The sequence below is a fragment of the Micromonospora sp. NPDC047548 genome (genome assembly GCF_040642975.1).
Taxonomy (GTDB): Bacteria; Actinomycetota; Actinomycetes; order Mycobacteriales; family Micromonosporaceae; genus Micromonospora.
In genome coordinates this window covers 174,700-197,601 of record NZ_JBEYTI010000009.1, presented here as the reverse complement: position 1 = coordinate 197,601, position 22,902 = coordinate 174,700, and the positions used below count along the sequence as shown (strand labels likewise).

At 74.8% G+C, this 22,902-nt stretch carries 23 protein-coding genes; 11 read left to right on the top strand and 12 right to left on the bottom strand.

Annotated features, from left to right (window positions below; translation table 11 throughout):
- Positions 1–90 precede the first annotated feature (90 nt).
- A complete protein-coding gene (locus ABZ807_RS12970) occupies positions 91–1,386 on the top strand; it encodes an MFS transporter (RefSeq protein WP_357156055.1) in 1,296 nt (431 codons plus the stop codon).
- Between the two features lie 161 nt (positions 1,387–1,547).
- The gene (locus ABZ807_RS12965) at positions 1,548–2,096 is read left to right on the top strand and encodes a hypothetical protein (protein WP_357156052.1); all 549 of its coding nucleotides are present in this window, start codon (positions 1,548–1,550) and stop codon (positions 2,094–2,096) included.
- Positions 2,097–2,109: 13 nt separating this feature from the next.
- On the opposite strand, the gene ABZ807_RS12960 is transcribed toward ABZ807_RS12965, so the two are convergent.
- On the bottom strand, positions 2,110–2,796 hold the full coding sequence (locus tag ABZ807_RS12960; RefSeq protein WP_357156049.1) for a metal-dependent transcriptional regulator: 687 nt from the start codon (positions 2,794–2,796) through the stop codon (positions 2,110–2,112).
- 98 nt (positions 2,797–2,894) lie between these two features.
- Here ABZ807_RS12960 and ABZ807_RS12955 point away from each other — a divergent pair, with 98 nt between their 5' ends.
- From ABZ807_RS12955 to ABZ807_RS12945, 3 genes are read left to right on the top strand one after another with little or no spacing between them, the layout of a single operon-like run.
- Positions 2,895–3,752 (top strand): sulfurtransferase, encoded by an 858-nt coding sequence (locus ABZ807_RS12955; RefSeq protein ID WP_357156046.1) that lies wholly within the window; start codon positions 2,895–2,897, stop codon positions 3,750–3,752.
- Positions 3,753–3,800: 48 nt separating this feature from the next.
- Entirely contained in the window at positions 3,801–4,982 is a 1,182-nt protein-coding gene (locus tag ABZ807_RS12950; RefSeq protein ID WP_357156043.1) for an acetoin utilization protein AcuC, read from the top strand.
- Between the two features lie 26 nt (positions 4,983–5,008).
- Positions 5,009–7,564 carry a GNAT family N-acetyltransferase gene (locus tag ABZ807_RS12945; protein ID WP_357156040.1) on the top strand — a complete coding sequence of 852 codons (2,556 nt, stop codon included), beginning with the start codon at positions 5,009–5,011 and terminating at the stop codon, positions 7,562–7,564.
- A 155-nt stretch (positions 7,565–7,719) separates the two neighbouring features.
- On the opposite strand, the gene sigB is transcribed toward ABZ807_RS12945, so the two are convergent.
- A complete protein-coding gene (gene sigB / locus ABZ807_RS12940; RefSeq protein WP_357156146.1) occupies positions 7,720–8,724 on the bottom strand; it encodes an RNA polymerase sigma factor SigB in 1,005 nt (334 codons plus the stop codon).
- Positions 8,725–8,957: 233 nt separating this feature from the next.
- On the opposite strand from sigB, the gene ABZ807_RS12935 reads away from it, so the two are divergent.
- Complete coding sequence (locus tag ABZ807_RS12935) at positions 8,958–9,746, top strand: sporulation protein (protein ID WP_357156036.1); 789 nt, start codon at positions 8,958–8,960, stop codon at positions 9,744–9,746.
- 61 nt (positions 9,747–9,807) lie between these two features.
- Here ABZ807_RS12935 and dtd read toward each other — a convergent pair whose 3' ends face one another.
- From dtd to ABZ807_RS12910, 5 genes are all read right to left on the bottom strand, one after another.
- The gene (gene dtd, locus ABZ807_RS12930; RefSeq protein ID WP_357156033.1) at positions 9,808–10,230 is read right to left on the bottom strand and encodes a D-aminoacyl-tRNA deacylase; all 423 of its coding nucleotides are present in this window, start codon (positions 10,228–10,230) and stop codon (positions 9,808–9,810) included.
- Positions 10,231–10,306: 76 nt separating this feature from the next.
- Positions 10,307–11,791 carry a methyltransferase gene (locus tag ABZ807_RS12925; RefSeq protein ID WP_357156029.1) on the bottom strand — a complete coding sequence of 495 codons (1,485 nt, stop codon included), beginning with the start codon at positions 11,789–11,791 and terminating at the stop codon, positions 10,307–10,309.
- Between the two features lie 103 nt (positions 11,792–11,894).
- On the bottom strand, positions 11,895–12,971 hold the full coding sequence (locus tag ABZ807_RS12920; protein WP_357156025.1) for an ABC transporter ATP-binding protein: 1,077 nt from the start codon (positions 12,969–12,971) through the stop codon (positions 11,895–11,897).
- Entirely contained in the window at positions 12,968–14,500 is a 1,533-nt protein-coding gene (locus ABZ807_RS12915) for an iron ABC transporter permease (RefSeq protein WP_357156143.1), read from the bottom strand. The genes ABZ807_RS12920 and ABZ807_RS12915 overlap by 4 nt, the downstream gene beginning before the upstream one ends.
- Positions 14,501–14,571: 71 nt before the next feature.
- Positions 14,572–15,630, bottom strand: coding sequence for an iron ABC transporter substrate-binding protein (locus tag ABZ807_RS12910; protein ID WP_357156022.1), 1,059 nt, complete (start codon positions 15,628–15,630; stop codon positions 14,572–14,574).
- 142 nt (positions 15,631–15,772) lie between these two features.
- On the opposite strand from ABZ807_RS12910, the gene ABZ807_RS12905 reads away from it, so the two are divergent.
- Complete coding sequence (locus ABZ807_RS12905; protein WP_357156018.1) at positions 15,773–16,348, top strand: HhH-GPD-type base excision DNA repair protein; 576 nt, start codon at positions 15,773–15,775, stop codon at positions 16,346–16,348.
- Between the two features lie 59 nt (positions 16,349–16,407).
- Here the strand turns inward: ABZ807_RS12905 and ABZ807_RS12900 are convergent, their stop codons facing one another.
- Positions 16,408–16,719, bottom strand: coding sequence for a hypothetical protein (locus tag ABZ807_RS12900; protein ID WP_357107580.1), 312 nt, complete (start codon positions 16,717–16,719; stop codon positions 16,408–16,410).
- Positions 16,709–17,020, bottom strand: coding sequence for a hypothetical protein (locus ABZ807_RS12895; RefSeq protein WP_357156015.1), 312 nt, complete (start codon positions 17,018–17,020; stop codon positions 16,709–16,711). Before ABZ807_RS12895 ends, ABZ807_RS12900 begins: the two co-directional genes overlap by 11 nt.
- A gap of 106 nt (positions 17,021–17,126) precedes the next feature.
- Here ABZ807_RS12895 and ABZ807_RS12890 point away from each other — a divergent pair, with 106 nt between their 5' ends.
- The gene (locus ABZ807_RS12890) at positions 17,127–17,483 is read left to right on the top strand and encodes a DUF3099 domain-containing protein (RefSeq protein ID WP_357156012.1); all 357 of its coding nucleotides are present in this window, start codon (positions 17,127–17,129) and stop codon (positions 17,481–17,483) included.
- Positions 17,484–17,522: 39 nt separating this feature from the next.
- On the opposite strand, the gene ABZ807_RS12885 is transcribed toward ABZ807_RS12890, so the two are convergent.
- Both ABZ807_RS12885 and ABZ807_RS12880 read right to left on the bottom strand, forming a co-directional pair.
- Entirely contained in the window at positions 17,523–18,422 is a 900-nt protein-coding gene (locus ABZ807_RS12885; protein ID WP_357156009.1) for a PfkB family carbohydrate kinase, read from the bottom strand.
- On the bottom strand, positions 18,419–19,354 hold the full coding sequence (locus tag ABZ807_RS12880) for a pseudouridine-5'-phosphate glycosidase (protein ID WP_357156005.1): 936 nt from the start codon (positions 19,352–19,354) through the stop codon (positions 18,419–18,421). Before ABZ807_RS12880 ends, ABZ807_RS12885 begins: the two co-directional genes overlap by 4 nt.
- Before the next feature lie 83 nt (positions 19,355–19,437).
- Here ABZ807_RS12880 and ABZ807_RS12875 point away from each other — a divergent pair, with 83 nt between their 5' ends.
- The 3 genes from ABZ807_RS12875 to ABZ807_RS12865 all read left to right on the top strand — a co-directional run bounded on the left by ABZ807_RS12875 (position 19,438) and on the right by ABZ807_RS12865 (position 22,357).
- Positions 19,438–19,662, top strand: coding sequence for a DUF3039 domain-containing protein (locus tag ABZ807_RS12875; protein WP_357156001.1), 225 nt, complete (start codon positions 19,438–19,440; stop codon positions 19,660–19,662).
- 42 nt (positions 19,663–19,704) lie between these two features.
- Positions 19,705–20,355 (top strand): TRIC cation channel family protein, encoded by a 651-nt coding sequence (locus ABZ807_RS12870; RefSeq protein ID WP_357155997.1) that lies wholly within the window; start codon positions 19,705–19,707, stop codon positions 20,353–20,355.
- A 268-nt stretch (positions 20,356–20,623) separates the two neighbouring features.
- A complete protein-coding gene (locus tag ABZ807_RS12865) occupies positions 20,624–22,357 on the top strand; it encodes a DEAD/DEAH box helicase (protein WP_357155984.1) in 1,734 nt (577 codons plus the stop codon).
- 227 nt (positions 22,358–22,584) lie between these two features.
- Here the strand turns inward: ABZ807_RS12865 and ABZ807_RS12860 are convergent, their stop codons facing one another.
- Positions 22,585–22,818, bottom strand: a complete 234-nt coding sequence (locus tag ABZ807_RS12860; protein ID WP_357155981.1) for a hypothetical protein — start codon at positions 22,816–22,818, stop codon at positions 22,585–22,587.
- Positions 22,819–22,902 lie beyond the last annotated feature (84 nt).

Here is a 22,902-nt window from a genome sequence, read left to right as displayed (position 1 = left end):
ACCGGACGACGCCGCCTAGGTTGGGGCGGCCGAGCCGCCGGCCCGGTGCCGGCCGCGTCGGCTTGTCCTCCCACCCGACAGGTGTGATCCGTGACCCGGCAACTGGCGGCCGTCGATCGGCCCCGCCCCGGCCCGCTCTGGCGCAGCCGCGACTTCGCTCTGCTCTGGGGTGGTCAGACGGTCAGCGAGGTGGGCACCCGGATCTCCGGGGTGGCCGTACCGCTGCTCGCCGCAAACACCCTCGACGCCAGCGTCTTCCAGGTCTCGCTGCTGACCTTCCTGGCCTGGCTGCCGTACCTGCTCTTCTCGCTCCCCGCCGGCCTGGTCGCCGACCGGGTCGACCAGCGGCGGCTGATGGTCGCCTGCGACCTCGGCCGGGCCGCGCTGTTGCTGTCGGTGCCGGCGGTCGCCCTGGTCGGGCGCCTCACCCTGCCCTTCCTGTACGTCGTCGTCGGGCTCGCCGGCGTGCTGACGGTGTTCTTCACCGTGGCGTACAAGAGCATCCTGCCCCGGCTGGTGCCGGCGGACCGGCTCGTCGAGGGCAACGCCCGGCTCACCGTCAGCCAGGACTCGGCCCAGCTGGTCGGGCCGACCGTCGGCGGGACCCTGACCGGGCTCGTCGGCGCGGCGATGACCTTTCTCGGCACCGCGCTCGCCTTCGTGGTCAGCGCGGTGACGCTGCTGCTGATCCGGCCGCCGGCCGCCGCCCGGCCCGCCACCGGTGCTCGGGTGCCGGTGCGGGCCGCCCTCACCGAGGGGCTGGGGTTCATCCGCCGGCAGCCCATCCTGCTGTCGATCCTGGCCTGCGTCACCACGTCCAACTTCTTCGCCATCGCGACGAGCTCACTGGAGGTCACCTTCCTCGTCCGTGAGCTGCACGCCTCTCCGGCGATGGTCGGCGTGGTCTTCTCCCTCGGCGCGGTCGGTGGGCTGGTCACCGGCGCGTTGGCCGACCGGCTCTCCCGGTGGATCGGCTCGGCGCGGGTGATCTGGGTCGCGATGGCCGCCCCGGGGCCGCTCTACCTGCTCGTGCCGCTGGCCCGGCCCGGCTGGGGGCTGGTGCTGTACGCCGTCGGCCTCGCCGCGTTCTCCGCCAATGCGGTGCTGTTCAACGTCGCCATCCTGTCGTACCGGCAGCGCGTCACCCCGCCGGAGCTCCTCGGCCGGGTCACCGCCTCGTTCCTGTGGATCTGCTTCGGGGTGGTCCCGCTCGGCGCGCTCTTCGGCGGGACGCTCGGCAGCCAGTGGGCGCTGCGGCCGGCGCTGGTGGTCTGCGCGCTGGGCACCTGGAGCGCGGCGCTCTTCGTCGTCCTCTCGCCACTGCGGCGGATGCGCGACCTGCCGGCGGACCGACCTCCACTTCAGAGCCCGCAAACGCCCCGCTGACCCGGCAGCCGCGGAGCGCGACAGCCGCAGCCGGAAGCGGCCGCGTCGGCGAGGGGCCCGCCCCGGCGGGCGCCGGTGGGCTTTCGCGCCGGCACGGGTTGCCCGTACGGTGTCCGACGGACATCCGGCGGGCCCCCGCCGACGATCGCGGAGGTTCCCACGTGCGCACCCGGCTCTGCCTCGCCGCCTCGGCCGTCCTGCTGACCACCGGCTGCGGCGGTGAGCCGGAGCCGGTGGCCGTCCCCCCGGTGGAGCCGGTGACCGTCGAGGTGGCCGCCGCCTCCTCCGGCGGCGCCTGCCGGCTGCTGGACTTCGCGGTGATCGAGGAGCACGCCGGCGTCCGCTTCGCGGTGGCCGCCGCCAGTGACAAGGGCGACACCCACACCTGCGTGGTACGCGCCGCCGGCGCCACGTTGCCCGAGCTGACCCTGACGGTCACCGACACCTCGATCGACGTGCCGACCTTCACCGCCGACGTGCAGCCCAAGGGGGCGACCAAGGTGTCGAAGCTGGGCCAGGTCGCCTACCGCCGCGCGCTCGCCAAGACGGCGAAGCACGGGCCGGTGGCCGAGGTGGGCTGGCTCGCCGCCGAGGACCGGCTGGCCACCCTGCACTGGACCTGCGAGCCGGGCGCGGCGAAGGGCGAGGCCGAGGAGCTGGCGGGCAAGCTGGTCACCCTGGCCAGGAAGATCGACACCCGGGCGATGTGAGGCCCGAGGCGGGTCAGTGGGCGGCGACGAAGACCCGGGACGCGACCTCGCGGGGCAGCCGGATCCGCTCGCCTGAACGGTCGATGAACACCCCGTCCCGCTCCTGGGCGACGGTGACCGTGGCGCCCGGGTCGACCCCGGCGGCGTGCAGCTGGCGCAGCACGTCGGCGTCGGTCTGCACGCTTTCGCAGATCCGCCGCACCACGACCGGCCCGGAGAGGCCGGGGAAGGCGAGGTTCCGTTCACCCTCGACGGTGTCGGCGGCCTCGGGCTCCGGCGAGCCCAGCTCCTCCAGCCCCGGGATCGGGTTGCCGTACGGCGAGCGGGTGGGGCGGTTGAGCAGGTCGTAGACCCGCTTCTCGACGGCGTCGCTCATCACGTGCTCCCACCGGCAGGCCTCTTCGTGGGCCTCCTCGTAGGGCATCCCGATGACGTTGACCAGCAGCAACTCGGCGAGGCGGTGCTTGCGCATCACGGAGACGGCGTGGCCGCGACCCAGTGGGGTGAGCGTCAGCTGCCGGTCGCCCTCGACGGTGAGCAGGCCGTCGCGCTCCATCCGGGCGACGGTCTGGCTGACGGTGGGCCCGCTCTGCCGCAGCCGCTCGGCGATCCGGGCGCGCAGCGGCGGCACACCTTCCTCTTCGAGCTCGAGGATGGTGCGAAGGTACATCTCGGTCGTATCGACCAGGTCATGCTTCACGTCTGCGGCCTCCCGGTGGTCGATGCTACCCCGGGCGGCCCACCAATGACCGCCGGCGAACCGCGAGGTCGCTGCCCCGATGGTGTTGACTGGTCGTCATGTCCGGAACAGAGGCGCCGCTGACCGAGGCCGCGCAGCTCGCCGCCGCGCTCGCCGAGCCCGACCCGCCCACCCTGCTCGACGTGCGCTGGCGCCTGGCCGGCCCGCCCGGCCGGGACGACTACGCCGCAGGTCACCTGCCCGGCGCGGTCTTCGTCGACCTGGACACCGCGCTCTGCGGCCCGCCCGGCGCGGCCGGCCGGCACCCGCTGCCCGACCCGGCCGCCCTGGAGGCCGCGCTGCGGGCCGCCGGCGTCCGTGCCGGTCACCCCGTCGTGGTGTACGACGGCGGCGACGGCATGGCCGCCGCCCGCGCCTGGTGGACCCTGCGCTGGGCCGGACACCGGCCGGTACGGCTGCTGCACGGTGGCTGGCCGGCCTGGCTCGCCGCCGGCCTGCCCACCTCCACCGAGGTGCCCACCCCGCCCCCGGGTGACGTGACCGTCTGCCCCGGCGACCTGCCGGTGCTGGACACCGCCGCCGCGGCGCAGCTCGCCGCCGCCGACGAGGGGGTCCTGCTCGACGTCCGGGCCGCGCCCCGCTACCGGGGCGAGACCGAGCCGATCGACCCCGTCGCCGGGCACGTGCCGGGCGCGGTGAACCTGCCGGCCCCGGAGTATGTCACCGAGGGCCGCTTCCCGGCCGCCGAGGCGCTACGCGAGCGGTTCGCCGCCGCCGGCGTGACCGAGGGCTCGCCGGTCGGGGCGTACTGCGGATCGGGAGTGACCGCCGCGCAGGCGGTGCTCGCCCTGCACCTGGCGGGGCGGCCGGACGCCGCCCTCTACGTCGGCTCGTGGAGCAACTGGGTCGCCGACCCGGACCGGCCGGTGGCCACCGGGGAGACACCACGCCGCTGAGCAGCGCGTGCGGTGGGCGGCCGCCGGCGCTCATGCGACGATGACCCCATGTCGGACGACACGGTGGTGGTGTGGGACGAGGCGCTGCTCGCCTACGACATGGGCGAGCACCCGCTGAACCCGGTGCGGGTCGAGCTGACCGTCGCGTTGGCCCGTGAGCTGGGTGTCCTGGACCGGCCGGGGGTCCGGATGGTCCGGCCGGCGCCGGCCGACGAGGCGCTGCTGACCCGGGTGCACCAGCCGGACTACCTGGACGCCGTCCGGGCCGCGCCCCGCGACCCGCACTTCGCCGGGTACGGGCTGGGTACCTCGGACAACCCCGTCTTCGAGGGGATGCACGAGTCCAGCGCGCTGATAGCCGGGGCCAGCGTCGCCGCCGCCGAGGCGGTCTGGCGGGGCGAGGCGCGCCGCGCGGTGAGCGTGGCGGGTGGGCTGCACCACGCCATGCCGGACCGGGCCGCCGGCTTCTGCGTCTACAACGACCCGGCGGTGGCCATCGCCCGCCTGCTCGACCTGGGCGCCGAGCGGGTCGCCTACGTGGACGTGGACGTGCACCACGGCGACGGCGTGCAGGAGATCTTCTACCGCGACCCCCGGGTGCTGACGGTCAGCCTGCACGAGACCCCGCTGGCGCTCTTCCCCGGCACCGGCTTCCCCGACGAGACCGGGGGTCCGGGCGCCGAGGGCAGCGCGGTCAACATGCCGCTGCCGCCCGGCGTCGACGACGCCGGCTGGCAGCGCGCCTTCCACGCGATCGTGCCGTCGGTGCTGCGCGCGTTCCGGCCGCAGATCCTGGTCACCCAGTGCGGCGCGGACGGGCACCGGGTCGACCCGCTGGCCGACCTGCACCTCACCGTCGACGGGCAGCGCGCCACCTACCTGGCCCTGCGGGCGCTCGCCGACGAGCTCTGCGAGGGCCGCTGGGTGGCCACCGGCGGTGGCGGGTACGCGCTGGTCGAGGTGGTGCCCCGGGCGTGGACGCACCTGCTGGCCATCGCCGGCGGCGACCCGATCGCGCCGGCCACGCTGACCCCGCCGGCCTGGCGGGAACTGGCCGCGAAGCGGCTGCCCGGCCGGGAGATCCCGCTGCGGATGACCGACGACGCCGACCCGGCGTACGAGCCGTGGCAGCCGACCGGCGAGCCGAACTCCGTGGACCGGGCGATCGCCGCCACCCGCAAGGCGGTCTTCCCGCTGCTCGGGCTCGATCCGCACGATCCACGCGACTGAGCCGGGACCTGGGGAGGGACCGACCGGTGACCACTGTCGAGCAACCGGTGGACGTGCTGCTCAGCGACGGCAGCACCGTCCAGCTGCGCCCGATCCGCCCACAGGACGCGGCGGAGATCGTGGCGATGCACTCGCGCTTCTCCGAGCGCACCCGCTACCTGCGCTACTTCTCCCCGTACCCGCGCATCCCCGACCGGGACCTGCGGCGCTTCGTCAACGTCGACCACCGCAACCGGGAGGCGTTCGTGGTGCTCGCCGGCGGCCGGATCGTCGCCGTCGGCCGGTACGAGCGGCTCGGTCCGGAGGCCCCGGAGGCCGAGGTGGCGTTCGTGGTCGAGGACGCGTACCAGGGCCGGGGGATCGGCTCGGTGCTGATGGAGCACCTGGCCGACGCGGCCCGGCGCGTCGGCATCGTGCACTTCGTCGCCGAGGTGCTCCCCGCCAACGGCGCGATGCTGCGGGTCTTCTCCGACTTCGGCTACCAGGTCCAGCGCCAGTACGCCGACGGCGTGGTGCACCTGAGCTTCCCGATCGCCCCCACCGAGTCCACCCTGGAGGTGCAGCGCGGCCGGGAACACCGCACCGAGGCCCGCTCGATCGCCCGGCTGCTCGCCCCGCGCGGCATCGCCGTCTACGGCGCCAGCGCCACCGGCCAGGGCGTCGGCGCGGCGGTGCTCGGGCACCTGCGTGACGGCGGCTACCCCGGCGCGATCGTGCCGGTGCATCCCAGCGCGGCCACCGTGGCCGGGCTGCCCGCGTACCCGTCGGCGGCCGACGCCGGTCTCGACGTCGACCTCGCGGTCGTCGCGGTGGCCCCCGACGCGGCACCGCTGGTGGTCGCGGACGCCGCCGCCGCCGGCGCGCACGGCCTGGTGGTCATCTCCGCCGGCTTCGCCGAGGCCGGGCCGGGCGGCGCGGCGGCGCAGCGCGCGCTGGTCCGCGCCGCGCACGCCGCCGGCATGCGCGTGGTCGGCCCGAACTGCCTGGGCGTGGCCAACACCGACGACAAGGTACGCCTCAACGCCACACTCGCCCCCGTCCTGCCGGCACCCGGCCGGGTCGGCCTGTTCAGTCAGTCCGGCGTGTTCGGGGTGGCGCTGCTCGCCGAGGCACAGCGGCGCGGCCTCGGCCTGTCCAGCTTCGTCTCGGCCGGCAACCGGGCCGACGTCTCCGGCAACGACCTGCTCCAGTACTGGCAGGACGACCCGGGCACCGACGTGATCCTGCTCTACCTGGAAACCTTCGGTAACCCGCGCAAGTTCGCCCGGCTGGCCCGGCGGATCGGCCGGGACAAGCCGGTGGTGGCGCTCGCCTCGCTGGCCCGCCCGGCCGGCCTCGGCGCGGGGCCGGCGCTGGACGCCGCCGCGGTCAGCGCGCTGTTCGCCCAGTCCGGGGTGATCCGGGTGGACACCGTCGCCGAGCTGCTCGACGTCGGCGTGCTGCTGGCCCACCAGCCGCTGCCCGCCGGCCCCCGCGTCGGCGTGGTCGGCAACTCCTCGGCGTTGACCGGGCTCGCCGCCACCGCCTGCGCCGCCCAGGGGCTCACCGTCGCCGACGGGTACCCGCGCGACGTCGGCCCGCACGCCGGCGCGGCCGAGTTCACCGCGGCGCTGGCCGAGGCCACCGCCGACCCGGGGGTGGACGCCCTGGTCGCCGTCTTCGCCCCGCCGCTGCCCGGCCAGCTCACCATGGAGGAGGCGGACTTCACCGCGGCCCTGCCGACCGCGCTCGCCGCCGGCAAGCCTACCGTGGCGACGTTCCTGGCCGGCCGGGTGCCGGCCGGGGTGCCGGCGTACCCGAGCGTGGAGGAGGCGGTGCGGGCGCTGGCCCGGGTCACCAGGTACGCCGCCTGGCTGCGCCGGGACCCGGGCACGCTGCCCGACCTGCCCCGGGTGGATCCCGCCGCCGGGCAGGCCGCGCTGCGCGCCGACGGCGCCGACCCGGCCGGGCTGCTCGCCGCGTACGGGATCGACGTGGTCGGGTCGACGCCGGCCGCCTCCGCCGACGAGGCGGTCGCCGCCGCGCAACGGCTCGGCTGGCCGGTGGCGCTCAAGGCCGCCGACCCCGGCCTGCGGCACCGCCTCGACCTCGGCGCCGTACGCCTCGACCTGGCCGACCCGGTCGCGCTGCGCCGCGCGTACGCCGAGATGGCCCTGGACTTCGGTGCGGACGTGCTGGTCCAGCCGATGGTCCCGCCTGGGGTGGCGTGCGTGGTGGAGCTGATGGAGGACCTGGCGTTCGGGCCGGTGGTCGGCTTCGGCCTCGGCGGCGTCGCCACCGAGCTGCTCGGCGACCGGGCCTGGCGGGCGGTGCCGTTGACCGACCGGGATGCCGCCGAGCTGGTCGACGAGCCGCGGGCCGGGCCGCTGCTGCGCGGGCACCGGGGCGCCGCGCCGGTGGACCGGGCCGCCCTGGTCGACCTGCTGCTGCGGGTCGGGCGGCTCGCCGACGAGCAGCCCCGGATCCGGTCGCTGACGTTGAACCCGGTGCTGGCCCGGCCCGACGGCATCTCGGTGCTGCACGCCAGCGTGCGGATCGGCTCGGCGGGCGCCCGGCCGGACACCGGCCCCCGCCGGCTCTGAGCCCGGCTCAGCCCCGGCTGGCGTCGCTGACCGGCACCACCACCACTTCCAAAGTCCAGTTCATCCGCTCGACCCTGCCCGATCGGTACGACATCGCCGAAGCCGGCACACGGGAAGGCCTCGGCGAACCGCCGGGGCCTTCCCGCCGGGGTGGGTCAGCAGGCGTACGCCTCCAGGCGCTGCGCCCGCTCCGGGGCGCGCAGCTTCAGCAGCGTCACCTTCTCGATCTGCCGGATCCGCTCCCGGGACAGGCCGAACTCCCTGCCCACCTCGTCCAGGGTGCGCTGCCGGCCGTCGTCCAGGCCGAACCGCAGCCGGATCACCGCCTGCTCCCGCTGGGAGAGGGTGGCCAGCACGATGCGCACCTCGTTGCGCAGCTCGCCGTTGGCGGCCGCGTCACCCGGCTCCGCCCGCGGGTCCACCGCCGCGACGAAGTCACCCAACGCGCTCTCGCCGTCCTCGCCGACGGCCTGGTCCAGGCTGACCGGCTCCCGGTCGTACGAGATCAGCTCGATCACCTGGAACTCGGGGATCTCCAGGGCGACGGCCACCTCGGCCACGGTGGGCTCCCGGCCCAGCGCGACCGACAGCTCGCGGCGGACCCGGACCATGCGGTTGACCTGCTCGACCATGTGCACCGGGATGCGGATGGTGCGGGCCTGGTCGGCCATGGCCCGGGTGATCGCCTGCCGGATCCACCAGGTGGCGTACGTGGAGAACTTGTAGCCCTTGGCGTAGTCGAACTTCTCCACCGCGCGGATCAGCCCCAGGTTGCCCTCCTGGATCAGGTCCAGGAACGCCATCCCGCGCCCGGTGTAGCGCTTGGCGATGCTCACCACCAGCCGCAGGTTCGCCTCCAGCAGGTGGTCCTTGGCGGCGCGGCCCTGCGCCACGACCAGCTCCAGGTCGCTCTTCAGCTCGGCGGAGACCGGGGTGCAGGCGGAGAGCTTCTCCTCGGCGAACAGCCCCGCCTCGATCCGCTTCGCCAGCTCGACCTCCTGCGCGGCGGTCAGCAGTTTCGTCCGGCCGATCCCGTTGAGGTACGCCCGGACGAGGTCGGTGGAGATGCCGCGCTCGTCGGTGGCGTCCAGGTCGGTCAGGGTCTCCGTGCCGTGCTCGGCGTCGATGGTGGCGGCCGGGCGCGCCTGGTTCTCGATCATCTGCAGGGCCATCTCAGTCTCTCCCCGTATCCGCTTCTGTGCCGCGTACCGGCCCCAGTGGTGCCGGTGACAGACAGCTTTCCAACCGGGGCGTGAAACGGGAGTGAGGCGATCGGGGACCCGACAGCAATCGGTCGGCTGCCGGGTGTCGTCACCGGGCCCGCTTGCCGGATCCGGTTACCGTGCCAGCGGTCGGCCACCGGGGCCGGCCGGGACAGGCAACGGAGGACGTGGTGGTCTTCAAGCGGCTCATGCAGGCGATGGGTGTGGGTGGACCGTCGGTGGAAACCGTGCTGGCCAGCCCCCACTGCCGTCCCGGCGGTCAGCTGGAGGGGCGGATCCAGGTGGCCGGCGGGGACCACCAGGTCGACGTCTCCTACGTGGCCCTCGGGCTGGTCACCCGGGTCGAGGTGGAGAGCGGCGACTCCGAGTACGACACCACGCAGGAGTTCGGCCGCCACCAGGTCACCGGCGCGTTCCGGCTGGAGCCCGGGCAGCGGTACGACATCCCGTTCCGCTTCGACGTGCCCTGGGAGACCCCGCTGACCGACCTGTACGGGCAGCACCTGCACGGGATGACGATGGGTCTGCGTACCGAGTTGGAGGTGGCGCGGGCGGTCGACTCAGGTGACCTGGACCCGGTGGCGGTGCATCCGCTGCCGGCGCAGGAGCGGCTGCTGGAGGCGCTGCTGCGGCTGGGCTTCCGGTTCTCCCGGGCCGACGTCGAGCGGGGGCACATCTACGGCGTACGGCAGAGCCTGCCGTTCTACCAGGAGATCGAGTTCCATCCGGCGCCGCCGTACGCCCGCGCGATCAACCAGCTGGAACTGACCTTCGTCACCGGGCCGCAGCAGACCCAGGTGGTGCTGGAGATCGACAAGCGGGGCGGTGTCTTCACCGAGGGCCGCGACGCCTTCGGCCGCTTCACCGTCGACCACGCCACCCTGGACCGCACCGACTGGGCGGCCCAGCTCGACGCCTGGCTCCGCCAGTCCATCCAACGCCGCGGCCTCTTCTCCTGACCGTCCACCCCGGCCCCGGGGCTGGGGCCGGGGCTGGGGGTGGGGCTGGGGGTGGGCGGGGTCAGAGGTCGAGGAGGAGGGTGCGGGGGCCCACGTTGACGCTCTCCACGAGCATGTGGGCGCGGAAGCGGCCGGTCTCCACCTTGGCGCCGCGGTCCCGCAGCGCCTCCACCACGGCGGTCACCAGTGGTTCCGCCACCTCGGCGGGGGCGGCGGCGGTCCAGCCCGGTCGTCTGCCCCTGCGGGCGTCGCCGTAGAGGGTGAACTGGCTGACCACCAGGATGGGGGCGCCGGTGTCGGCGGCGCTCCTGTCGTCGTCGAGGATCCGCAGCTCGTGCACCTTGCGGGCCATCGTCTGCGCCACCAGCGCCGTGTCGGTGTGGGTCACCCCGAGCAGCACCAGCAGGCCGTCGCTGATCTCGCCGACCACCTCGCCGTCCACGGTGACGCTGGCCTGGGCGACCGTCTGCACGACCGCCCGCATCAGCCCACCACCCCGATGCCGTCGCGAGCGGCCGACCTCGCGCGGATGCCGGCGTCGGTGCGCGTCGCCGCGCGCATCACGCGTCCACCGGCTCGATGATGCCGCGTTCGACCAGGTGCGCCACGATCGGGCCGGCCGCCTCGGCCAGCTCCTGCGGGGTGACGTCGTGCGCGGCGGCCAACAGGGCGAGCTGGTCGCGCAGCGCCAGCCGGCCGTCGCACCCGCCGACGAGGGCCAGCACCAGCGGGTCGATCTCCTCGGTCCAGCGCAGCCCGTGCGGCATCGCGAGGACCTGCCGGTCCACCGCCCAACCCTCCTCGCCCATGGTGGCCTCCTGCCGCAGCTGGAGCCCCCGGGCGGCCCGGTAGCGCTCGGCGAGCAGCGCGTCGGTGTCGCGTACCCGGAGGAAGTCCTGGCGGTCGAACCAGGTGGCGATGCGGTCGCCCATCGGCGGTTCCACCCGCTGGCGCAGGTCCTCCACCCGGACCACCGGGTCGGCGTGCCCGCCGCGGCGCAGCGAGACGATGCCGAAGCCGATCGCCTCCACCTTGTGCGCGTCGAACCAGTCCAGCCAGGCCGCCATCCGCTGCGGGTCGGCCGCCTCACCGACGTCGGTGAGCCAGAGGTTGACGTACGCCATCGGGTCGGCCACCTCGCGCTGGACCACCCAGGCGTCCAGGCCGGTGCCGGCGAACCACCCGGTCACCCGCTCGTGCCACTCCTCGCCGGCCACGTGCACCCAGTTCGCCAGGTACTGCATGGTGCCGCCCTCGGTGAGCAGGCCTGGCGCGGCGGCGGCCAGCTCGGCACCGATCGCGTCGCCGACCCGCCCGGAGTCCCGGTACACGTGGGTGGTGGTGCCGGGGCCGACCACGAACGGCGGGTTGCTCACCACCAGGTCGAAGCGGCGTCCGGCGACGGGGGCGACCATGTCGCCGCGCAGCAGCTCCCAGTCCTGGCCGTTGAGCGCGGCGGTGGTGGCGGCGAAGCGCAGCGCCCGCTCGGAGACGTCGGTGGCGGTGACCCGGCGGGCGTGGGTGGCCAGGTGCAGCGCCTGCACGCCGGAGCCGGTGCCCAGGTCCAGCGCGGTCTCCACCGGCCGGCGGACGGCGGCGCCGATCAGCGTCTGGGTGGCCCCGCCGATGCCGAGCACGTGTTCGCTGTGCAGCGGCCGGCCGGGGCGGGCGCTGGCCGGCACGTCGGCGAGGACCCACCAGTCGTCGCCGTACGGCTCCAGGTCGACCCCGGCGCGCAGGCCGTCGCCGTGCCGTTCGACCAGCCCCCCGGCGAGCGCCTCGGCGATGTCCAGCGGGGCCAGCGCGGCGGCGACCGCCGCCTCGGGTTCGGTCTGGTCGCAGATGAAGACCCGGATCAGCGTGGCGAGCGGGTCGCGGTCCTCGGTGGCGCGCAGGGCGGCCCGGAAGTCGTTGCGGGCGGCGCCGCCGGTGCCCTGCGGGCCGAGCCGGGCAGCGATGCCGTTCGAGGTGAAGTCCGCTCGGCCCAGCGCGGTCCGCAGCGCCTCGACGCCGGCGGGGGAGAGCAGCATGTCGTGTCGTTTCACGTCGTCATCCTGCCTCCCCGGCGATCCCCGATCGGCCGGCACCCGCGACATCCATACGTGAAGATCAGGTCGCCATGGTGACGTCCCCCGGTGACGAGCTTCGTCAGCAGACCGGCAGCGCCGGCTCGTCCACCGGGGCGGGGCTGGCCTCGGCCGGCCAGGCCCGGGCCGCGCCCTCGACCTGGACCGCCACCTCGGCACCGACCGGGGCCGGGTCGAACTCGTCCCAGACGCGGGCGGTGACCCGGGTGCCGTCGGACAGCCGGAGGGCGACCAGCGCGTCGTGGCCGTGAAAGTCGTGCCGCAGCACCGTCGCGGTCACCGCCTCCGCACCTGACGCCGGGGCGAGACGCAGCTGCTCGGGCCGGACCAGGACGGTCACCGGGCCATCGGGCACGTCGCCGGTGACCGGCAGCGTGCCGAGGGACGAGCGTGCGGCACCGCCCGCCGCGACCGCCGGCAGCAGCACCGCGTCGCCGACGAACCCGGCCACCCACTGGTCGGCCGGCTCCCGGTAGAGCGTGGTCGGCGCGGCGAACTGCACCACCCGCCCGGACCGCAGCACCACCACCCGGTCCGCCACCGACAGGGCCTCGCCCTGGTCGTGGGTGACCAGCACGCCGGTCGCCCCGTCGGCCCGCAGCGCCTCCCGGACGTCGTGCCGCAGCCCGGCCCGCAGCCCGGCGTCGAGCGCGCTGAACGGCTCGTCCAGCAGCACCAGCGACGGGCGCGGGGCCAGCGCCCGGGCCACCGCGACCCGCTGCTGCTGGCCGCCGGAGAGCTGGTGCGGCATCCGGTCGCCGTACCCGGCGAGCCCGACCAGGGCCAGCACCTCGTCCACCCGGTCCCCCCGCCGGTCGGCGCGGTCCAGCCCGTACGCGATGTTCGCCGCCACGGTGAGGTGCGGGAAGAGGGCGCCCTCCTGCGGCACCACAGCGATCCGGCGGCGGTGCGCCGGCAGGTGCCGACCCGGGCCGGCGACCTCGCGTCCGTCGACCCGGATCTGCCCGGCGTCGAGGCGTTCGAAGCCGGCCAGGCAGCGCAGCAGGGTGGTCTTGCCGCAGCCGGACGGGCCGAGGACGGCGGTCAGCGCGCCCGCCGGGACGGTCAGGTCCACCCCGTCCAGGGCGGTGACCGGGCCGTACCGCTTGACGACCCCGGTCAGCACGACATCACTCATCGGTCCTCCTTGTCCAGCAGGCCGCCCCGGGCGACCAGCCACCAGGTGGGCAGCGCCGAGATGACCACCAGCAGCGCCGCGTAGGGGGCGGCGGCCGCGTACGCCCCGACGGAGGTGGCCGTCCACAGCTCGGTGGCCAGGGTGTCGGTGCCGGTGGGGCGCAGCAGCAGGGTGGCCGGGAGTTCCTTCATGCCGGTGAGGAAGACCAGGGCCGCCCCCGCCCCGATCCCCGGCAGGGTCAGTGGCAGGGTGACCGTGCGCAGCACGGCCAGCGGCCCGCGCCCCAGCGAGCGGGCCACCTCCTCCAGGCCGGGCGGGGCCTGGGCGGCGGCGCCGGCCACCGCGCCGACGGCCAGTGGCAGGAAGAGCGTCGCGTAGGCGAGCGCCAGCAGCCACGGCGTCTGGTACAGCGGGTACGCCACGTTGATGCCGAAGAAGATGAGCGACAGCCCGATCACCACGCCGGGCAGGGCGTGGGCCAGGTAGGCGAGCCGGTCCAGCACGGTGGCCAGCGGGCCCGGGGCGCGCGCGGTGAGCAGCCCCACCGGCAGGGCCAGCAGCATGGTCAGCGCGGCGCCGGCCAGCGACAGCCAGAGCGAGTTGCCGGCGGCGGCGGCCACCTCGCCGAGCGCGCCGGGGCGGGACACCCCGCTGACCAGCCGGTGGGCCAGGCTCACCGCCGGCACGCCGAGCGCCAGCGCGGCCACCGCGAGCAGCGCGGCGAGCGCCGGCCAGCGGGCCGGGCCGAGGCGCAGCCGGGCGGCGGGGCGGCGGGCGCCGCCGAGGCGGGCGTACCGGGCGCCGCGGCGGCGGGTGGCGGTCTCCCCGGCCAGCAGCAGCACGGTCAGCGCCACCAGCACGCTGGAGAGCACCAGCGCGCCGGTGCGGTCGAAGCCCAGGTCGAAGGCGACGAAGATGGCCCGGGTGAAGGTGTCGGCGCGCAGGATCGACACCGCGCCGAAGTCGGCCAGCACGTAGAGCGCGACGAGCAGCGCCCCGGCGGCGGTAGCCGGGCGGATCTGGCGCAACGTGACGTCGGTGAAGGTGCGCCAGCCGCCCCGGCCCAGCGAGCGGGAGACCTCCTCCTGCGCCGGGTCCGCGCCGCGCAGGGCCGCCGCGACCGGCAGGAAGACGTACGGGTACGAGCAGAGGGTCAGCACCAACGCGGCCGGCCAGAACCCCTCCAGCCGGTCGAACAGCGAGACCCAGGCGAACGCGGCGATGTAGGTGGGCACGGCCAGCGGCAGCGCGGCGAGCACGGCGAAGGCCCGCCGGCCGGGCAGGTCGGTCCGGGTCACCAGCCAGGCGGCGCCGACGCCGAGCAGCACGCAGGCGGTGGTGACCACGGCGGCCAGCCCGAGGCTGCGTACCGCGAGCAGCCCGACCCGCTCGGTCCACAGCTCCGCGACGATCCGGTCGAGGCCCGCCTCGGCGGTGCGTACCGCGAGGTAGACCAGCGGGATCAGGGCCACCGCGACCGCGACGGTCGAGGCCGCGAGCAGCGCCGGGCGCGGCGCCAGCCGGCGCAGCGATCCGGGTACGCCGAAGCGGGCCGACCCGGTACGGGCCGGCCCGGCGCCTTCGGTGGTGGTCGGGGCGGTCAGGGTACGAGCCCCGAGTCCTTGATCAGGCTGATCGTGGCGTCCAGCGTGTCCAGGTCGTTGAGGTCGATGTCCGGGGTGTCCAGGTCGGCCAGCGGCGGCACGCCGGCCGGGGCGGCGACCCCGTCGACCACCGGGTACTCGAAGGTCTGCTCGGCGAAGTACCGCTGCGACTCCGGGTTGAGCAGGAAGTCCACGAAGGCCTTGGTGTCCGGGTCCTCGGCGGAGCGCTTGAGCACGCCCACGCCGGCGACGTTGACCAGCGCGCCGGTGTCCCCACCGGGGAAGAAGTGCAGCTTCGCCCTGAGCGCGTCCGGCGTGCTGCCCTTCTCCTTGGCCACCTCGCCGAGGTAGTAGTGGTTGACCAGGCCGACCGGGACGGTGCCCCGGTCGACGTCCTCCACGATCTTGACGTTGCTGTCCCGGATCTGCGGCTCGTTGGCCTTGAGGCCGGCGAGGAAGTCCTTCGCCTTCTGGTCGCCGTGCTGGACCCGGATCGCGGTGACGAACGCCTGGAACGAGGCGTTGGTCGGAGCGACGCCGATCTTGCCCTTCCACTTCGGGTCGGTCAGCTCGAAGACCGACTTCGGCAGCTCCGCGGCGGGGACGGCGTCGGCGTTGTAGGCGAGCACCCGGGAGCGGGCGCTGACGCCGACCCACTGGCCGTTGCGGGCCCGGTAGGGCTGCGGCACCTTCTCCAGGTCTGCGGCGGGCAGCGGGGCGAACATGTCCCGCTTGGCGACCGCGCCGAGGGCGCCGGCGTCCTGGGCGAAGAAGGCGTCGGCCGGGGACTTGCCGCCCTCCTCGACCAGCTGGGCGGCGAGCTGGGCGGTGGTGGCGTACCGGGTCTTCACGGTGATGCCGGTCTGCGCGGTGAAGCGGTCCACCAGTGGCTTGACCAGCTGCTCGTTGCGGCCGCTGTAGACGGTGATGGTCTTGTCGCCGGGCTTGCCGGAGTCGGCGGCGCCGTCCTCGCCGGAACCGCAGGCGACCAGGCCGAACGAGAGCAGGCCGGCGGCGACGGTGGCCGCGAGGGACCTGCGGGCGGGGACGGACACTGGGGACTCCTTCGGCTCCGGCCGGCGGGCCCTCCGCCGACGGGGAGAAGTTAGCACAGGCTAACCTCAGTCTCCCTGTGGGTTCGGCACCCGCCCGGGGAGTCGACGCCGGTCCCGCCGCGGCGACCGGCAGGATGGGCACATGACGCTCTCGCTGCCCATCGACCCCGAGGCCAACCGGCTGCTGGAGCGCAGCCCGCTGGCCCTGCTCACCGGCATGGTGCTCGACCAGCAGATCCCCCTCGAGAAGGCGTTCACCTCGCCGTACGTGCTGGCCCAGCGGCTCGGCCACGAGCCGGACGCCCGGGAGCTGGCCGGGCACGACCCGGAGGCGCTGGTCGAGGTCTTCGCCCGGCCACCGGCGCTGCACCGCTTCCCGAAGGCGATGGCCGCCCGGGTGCAGCAGGTGTGCCAGGTGCTGGTCGACCGGTACGACGGGGACGCCGCCCGGCTCTGGTCGGACGCTGCGGACGGGCGGGAGCTGCTGCGCCGGATCGGCGAGCTGCCCGGCTTCGGCAAGCAGAAGGCGCAGATCTTCGTCGCCCTGCTCGGCAAGCGGTACGACGTGCGCCCGGAGGGCTGGCGGGAGGCGGCCGGCGGGTACGGCGAACCGGAGGCGTACCGGTCGGTGGCCGACATCACCGACCCGGAGTCGCTGCGCCGGGTGCGCGAGTTCAAGCAGGCGGCCAAGGCGGCGGCCAGGGCGGCGAAGGGGTGACGCGACCGGCCCGCGCCGGCTCGTGGAAATCCGCGACGGCGTCGGGCGGGCCGGCCGGCTCAGGCAGCGGTGGGGCGGGAGAGCGAGGCCAGCGCCCGCCGCACGTCGGCGAGGGAGACGGTGGCCGAGTCGTCCAGGTCGGCCAGCCCGGCCTCGATCCACTGCCGCATCAGCGTGGTGACGCCGATGCCCCGTGCCTCGGCGGCCGTCCGGACCCGCTCGTACGTCTCCAGCGGCAGGCGTACCGAACGGCTGACCATGGGCACGTCGCTGTCGGGGGTGGGCAGCTCCACGGGCTGGCTCTCGTCGATCAGCTCGGCGAACGCGTCGTCGCCGCCGTGGAACCGCTTGGTCGCCTCGTCACGGTTCATCGTGACCGCCTCCTCGTCGGCGATCCCTCCGCACGGCCTCGTCGTAGCGCTTGGCCTCGACGTCGCTCAGTTCGCGGGCGGAGAGGATGTCCCAGTCGTTGTCGGTGCCGTCGGCCTCGTCCAGCAGCACGGCCAGTCGCCTGCCGCGGCGACACGCCGCGTAGACGACCATCACGTCGTCGCCCAGATGCCGGATCACCCGGCGGGTGCTGTGCAGGGCCTCCCAGACTTCCCCGGGCGTGACGTCGTAGACCCGCAGGTTGGCCAACGCCTCGTCGGTGAAGCTGAACCGGCTGCCCACGGGCGGAGCGTACCACGGGCGTAACACGTGGTCGGATGAGCTGATTTTCGCTGATCACGGCCCGGCAGTGACAGGATGGGTCGTAACCCCCTCGAGGAGGTCCGTGGTGAAGCGTCAGGCGTACCAGCCGATCCTGATCACCGACGCCTCGCGCAGCCAGGACGACCAGCTCACCAGCCGGCAGAAGCGCTACGTGCTGATGATGGGCATCCGGGTGGCCTGCGTGATCGTCGGCGCGATCCTCGTCGGCACGAAGGCCCCTCTGCTCTGGCTCTGGCTGCCGCTGGTCGCCCTGGGCATGATCCTCATCCCCTGGCTGGCCGTGCTGTTGGCCAACGACCGCCCGCCGAAGGAGCAGCACCGGCTGGCCGGGAAGTTCCAGACCCGCCGGCGCGACGAGACCCCGCCCATGAGCCTGACCGCCGAGGAGCGGCCGCACAAGGTCATCGACGCCGAACCCTGACCGGTGCGGGCCGGGAGCCGGTCGGCTCCCGGCCCACCGTCAGCCCGCCGGCCGGGCGCCCACCGTCGAGACGGCCAGCGCGCCGAGGTCGCCGGCCCGGCCCAGTGCCGCCCGGGGCTCCGCGCCGCCCAGCCAGGCGGTCAGCAGGCCCGCCGCGAAGGCGTCGCCCGCACCGGTGACGTCGACCACCGCGACCCGCCGGGCCGGCGCCACGCTCACCGTCGCGCTCCGGTCGACCCAGACCGCGCCGGCCTCGCCCCGCTTCACCACCACCCGCCGGGCCGACACCGACAGCGCCCGCGCCTGCGCCCCCGGGTCCAGCCCGCCGGCCAGCACGCCCGCCTCGTCCGCGTTGACCAGCAGCAGGTCGACGTCGCGTACCCAGGACAGGAAGGCCGCCGCGCCGACCCGCCGCAGCGGCGCCGCGGAGGCCGCGTCGACGCTGGTGGTGAGCCCGCGCCCGCGGGCGGCGGCGAGCGCCGCGAGCCCGGCTGGTCGCGACGCGGCGTCCAGCAGGCAGTACCCGGACAGGTGCAGGTGCCCGGCGTCGAGCGCCGCGGCCAGCGTCCGCTCGACGTGCCCGGCGGTCAGCCGCAGGTTGGCGCCCCGCTCGGTGACCATCGTGCGTTCCCCGCCCGTGGCGAGCACGATCACCGTGCCGGTGGCGCAGCTGGGGTGCACCTCGACCGCGCACTCCACGCCGACCCGCTCCAGCTCGGCCACCCGGTCCCGCCCGGCGCTGTCGTCGCCGACCGCGCCCACCAGCGTCACGGGCACGCCCTGGGCGGCGATCCACGCCGCGGTGTTGGCGGCCTGGCCACCGCCGCTGACCTGGATGGTCGCCGGGGTGTCCGAGCCGGTCGCCAGCGGCCCGGCCAGCACCGCCACCACGTCGGTGATGAGGTCACCGACCACGACCACCCGGGACGGGCGGGTCATGCCGGCGAGTCGGTGCGGCGGGTGGCTGCGGCGACGGCGATCCGGGCGGCCAGGTCGGCGTTGCGCAGGATGATCCGCACGTTCACCGCCAGGCTGGCGCCCTCGGTGGCCGAGTGGAAGTGGGCCAGCAGGAACGGGGTCACCGCCTTGCCGGTCACCCCCTCGCGGCCGAGCCGGGCGAGGCCCTCGGCGAGGGTCCGGTCGTGCAACGCCGGGTCGAGCTGCTCGTCCGCCGGGAGCGGGTTGGCCACGATCAGCCCGCCGCCGTGCACGCCCTGCTGCTCCCGGGCGGCCAGCACGTCCGCCACCTGCTCCGGGGAGTCCACCGACCAGTCCAGGTCGAAGCCGGCGTCGGTGAGGTAGAAGCCGGGGAAGCGTCGGGTGCGGTAGCCGATCACCCCGACGCCGAGGGTCTCCAGCCGCTCCAGCGTCGCGCCCACGTCGAGGATCGACTTGACCCCGGCGCAGACCACCGCGATCGGCGTCCGGGCCAGGGTGACCAGGTCGGCGGATTCGTCGAAGGTCTGCGCCGCCTCCCGGTGCACCCCGCCGAGCCCGCCCGTGGCGAAGACGCCGATCCCGGCCGCCGCGGCGACCGCGCTGGTGGCGGCCACCGTGGTGGCGCCGTCCGCGCCGGTGGCGGCGGCCACCGCGAGATCGCGTACGGAGAGTTTGCTCACCCCGTCGGCGGTGGCGAGCCGGGTCAGTTGGGCGTCGTCGAGCCCCGCCACGAGCTCACCGCCGACCATGCCGATGGTGGCCGGGACCGCGCCGGCCTCCCGTACGGCCCGCTCGATCTGGCGGGCCACCCGCAGGTTGTCCGGTCGGGGCAGACCGTGCGAGACGATGGTGCTCTCCAGGGCGACGACGGGTCGGCCGTCGCGCAGGGCATCGGCGACCTCGGCGCCGAGACGGATGTGAAAGTTGGTCACCTCCGTTACCGTACGGGCCGCCGTCGGGGTGGGCTGCGGTGGACCGGCCCCCATCGACCTGCCAAACTGGAAAGTTGGAGGTGTTGTCAGTGAACACACAGGTTCTCGAACGCCCGGAGCTGAAGGACGCGGACACCGGTCCCGAGATGTTCCACTACGTCCGCAAGGAGAAGATCGCCGAGAGTGCCGTCATGGGCACCTTCGTCGTGGCGCTCTGCGGCGAGACGTTTCCGGTGACCAAGGCGGCCAAGCCCGGTTCGCCGGTCTGCCCCAAGTGCAAGGAGATCTACGACTCGTACGGCGAGTGATCCCGGGCGGCCGGTCCGGCCGCCCCCGTACCCTTCAGCGGTGTGACCACCTCCACCGCCCTGCTCTTCGCCGATCTGACCGGGGTGGCCGTCTTCGCCGCCTCCGGGGCGTCCGCGGCGGTGGCCAAACGGCTCGACCTGTTCGGCGTCGTCTTCGTCGGGTTCGTGGCCGCCCTCGGTGGCGGGATCCTCCGGGACCTGGTCATCGACGAGGTGCCCCCGCTGGCCTTCGCCGACTGGCGGTACGCCACCACCGCCGCGGTCACCGCCACCGCCGTCTTCTGGCTGCACCCGCAGCTCGCCCGGCTGCGCACCACCGTGCTGGTGCTGGACGCGGCGGGCCTGGGCCTGTTCACCGTCACCGGCACGCTCAAGGCGCTCGACGTCCAGGTGCCGCCGGTGGGCGCCTGCCTCATCGGCATGCTCACCGCGATCGGCGGCGGGCTGGGCCGGGACCTGCTCACCGCCGAGATCCCGGTGGTGCTGCGCCGGGAGATCTACGCGCTGGCCGCGCTGGCCGGCGCGGTCGCGGTGGCCCTGCTCGACGCGGCCGGACGCGCCGGCACGGTGCCGCTGACCGCGGCGGCCGTGCTGGTCTTCGCTCTGCGGCTGCTGGCGCTGCGGCGGCGCTGGTCGGCCCCGGTGGCCACGCTGCGGCCCCCGAGGACCGGGGTCCCCGGCCCCCAGGGCTGACCCCCCGCCACACCGTGCCGCACGCTCTGCGGCGGCTCGCGGTGGCACCCCGGCCGGGACACCGCAACCCGCCGCAGAGCGGATCGAGCACAGCGCGGGCGGGGGTGGCGGATGTGACCAGCGTGGCGTCGAGTGGGGCGAGCGGCCTTCGCTGGTTATGCTGAGCCGGCCTTCGCGGCATCTTCTGCGCGGAGGCGTTTTCATGGGCGGCGGTACCCGTGGCCCTCGACCGGGGTCCGCCGTCGTGCGGTCGGAGAGGAGCCTTCGCGTGGCAGCCCGGTTGCCGGCGCTCGAGACGTTCCCGCCCCTGCGTGCCTGGCAACGCAAGGCGATGGTGGAGTACCTGCGCCGCCGGACCGAGGAGTTCACCGCGGTCGCCACCCCCGGTGCCGGTAAGACCACCTTCGCCCTGCGGATCGCCGCCGAGCTGCTCGTGGACGGCACCGTCGAGGCGGTCACCGTGGTCGCCCCGACCGAGCACCTGAAGACCCAGTGGGCGGACGCCGCGGCCCGGGTCGGCATCCAGCTCGACGCCGCGTTCCGCAACGCAGACCTGCACTCCTCCGCCGACTTCCACGGCGCGGTCGTCACCTACGCCCAGGTCGGGATGGCCCCGCAGGTGCACCGGCGGCGCACCATGACCCGGCGCACGCTGGTCATCCTCGACGAGATCCACCACGCCGGCGACTCCCGGTCCTGGGGCGACGGCGTCAAGGCGGCCTTCGAGCCCGCGGTACGCCGGCTGATGCTCACCGGTACGCCGTTCCGCTCCGACGACAACCCCATCCCGTTCGTCAGCTACGAGCGCGGCGGTGACGGGCTGCTGCGCTCCCGCGCCGACTCGGTCTACGGCTACGCCGACGCGCTGCGCGACGGCGTGGTCCGGCCGGTGCTCTTCCTGGCGTACTCCGGGGAGACCCGGTGGCGCACCAACGCCGGCGACGAGCTGGCGGCGCGGCTGGGCGAGCCGATGACGCAGGACCTGGTCGCGCAGGCCTGGCGCACCGCTCTGGACCCGACCGGGGACTGGATGCCGCAGGTGCTCCGGGCCGCCGACGCCCGGCTGACCGTGCTGCGCAACGCCGGCATGCCCGACGCCGGCGGCCTCGTCATCGCCAGCGACCAGCAGAACGCCCGCTCGTACGCGAAGCTGATCGAGCAGCTGACCGGCGAGAAGGCCGTCGTGGTGCTCTCCGACGACGTGGGGGCCTCCGCGCGGATCGCGACGTTCGCGGCGTCCGAGCAGCGCTGGCTGGTCGCGGTGCGGATGGTGTCCGAGGGCGTCGACATCCCCCGCCTGGCGGTCGGCGTCTACGCCACCAGCGCCAGCACCCCGCTCTACTTCGCCCAGGCGATCGGGCGCTTCGTGCGGGCCCGCCGGCAGGGGGAGACCGCCTCGGTCTTCCTGCCCAGCGTGCCGCACCTGCTCGGACTGGCCAGCGAGATGGAGGCCGAACGGGACCACGTGCTCGGCAAGCCCAAGGACCGCGAGGGCTTCGACGACGACCTGCTGGAGCGCGCCCAGCGCGACGACCAGGCCAGCGGGGAGCTGGAGAAGCGCTTCACCGCGCTCTCGGCGACCGCCGAGCTGGACCAGGTCATCTTCGACGGTGCGTCGTTCGGCACCGCCGCCCAGGCCGGGACCCCGGAGGAGGAGGAGTACCTCGGCCTGCCCGGTCTGCTCACCGCCGACCAGGTCTCCATGCTGCTGACCAAGCGGCAGGCCGAACAGCTCGCCGCGCAGCGCCGGCGGGCGGCCGCGCGGACCGCTGAGCCGGCCGCTGAGGCCCCGGCGGCGCCGGCGGTACCGATGAGTGCCGCCCAGCGCCGGGTGGCCCTGCGCCGCCAGCTGAACGCCCTGGTGGCCGCCCGGCACCACCGCACCGGCCAGCCGCACGGCAAGATCCACGCTGAGCTGCGCCGGCTCTGCGGCGGCCCGCCCAGCGCCCAGGCGACGATCGAGCAGCTCGAAGAGCGCATCGCCACCATGCAGACCCTCTGACACCCCACCCGCCCCGGGGCACTCCGCCGTCCCGGGCGTCCCGCCGCCAAGATCTGCGCACTTTCCGGGAAAGTGTGGCTGTTCGGCGCGTCGAGGCCACTCTTTCCGTCAAAGTGCGCGGACCTGGGGAGGGCGCGGGGCGCGGCGGGGGAGAGAGCGCACACGAAGCCGGCCGGGAGCCCTGTTGGGCTCCCGGCCGGCTATGTCGTCGTTATGTGGTTGCGGATTCAGATCGCCATCAGATCGGCGCCACGCCAGCTGAACTCCGGGTCCGCCGCGTACCGCACGGTGATCTTCACGAGATCCTCCGCGTACTTGTTCGCGTGGTGCCCACAGAACACCAGCTCGCTCCCACCCGCCAGAGTGATCCGGAGCTTGCCGGCAGCATTGCAGCGGTCGCACCGTTCATCGGCGGCTGGGGGAGCCACCGTCTCGGGCGGCGGCGTGAGGGTCGGGGTCATCGCCTTCCTCCTCTGGTCGTCACCGATGAACACTCTCTTCGGTCGTTGCTCACCCATCGTGCAACACCCTCGTCGGGCCCTGCC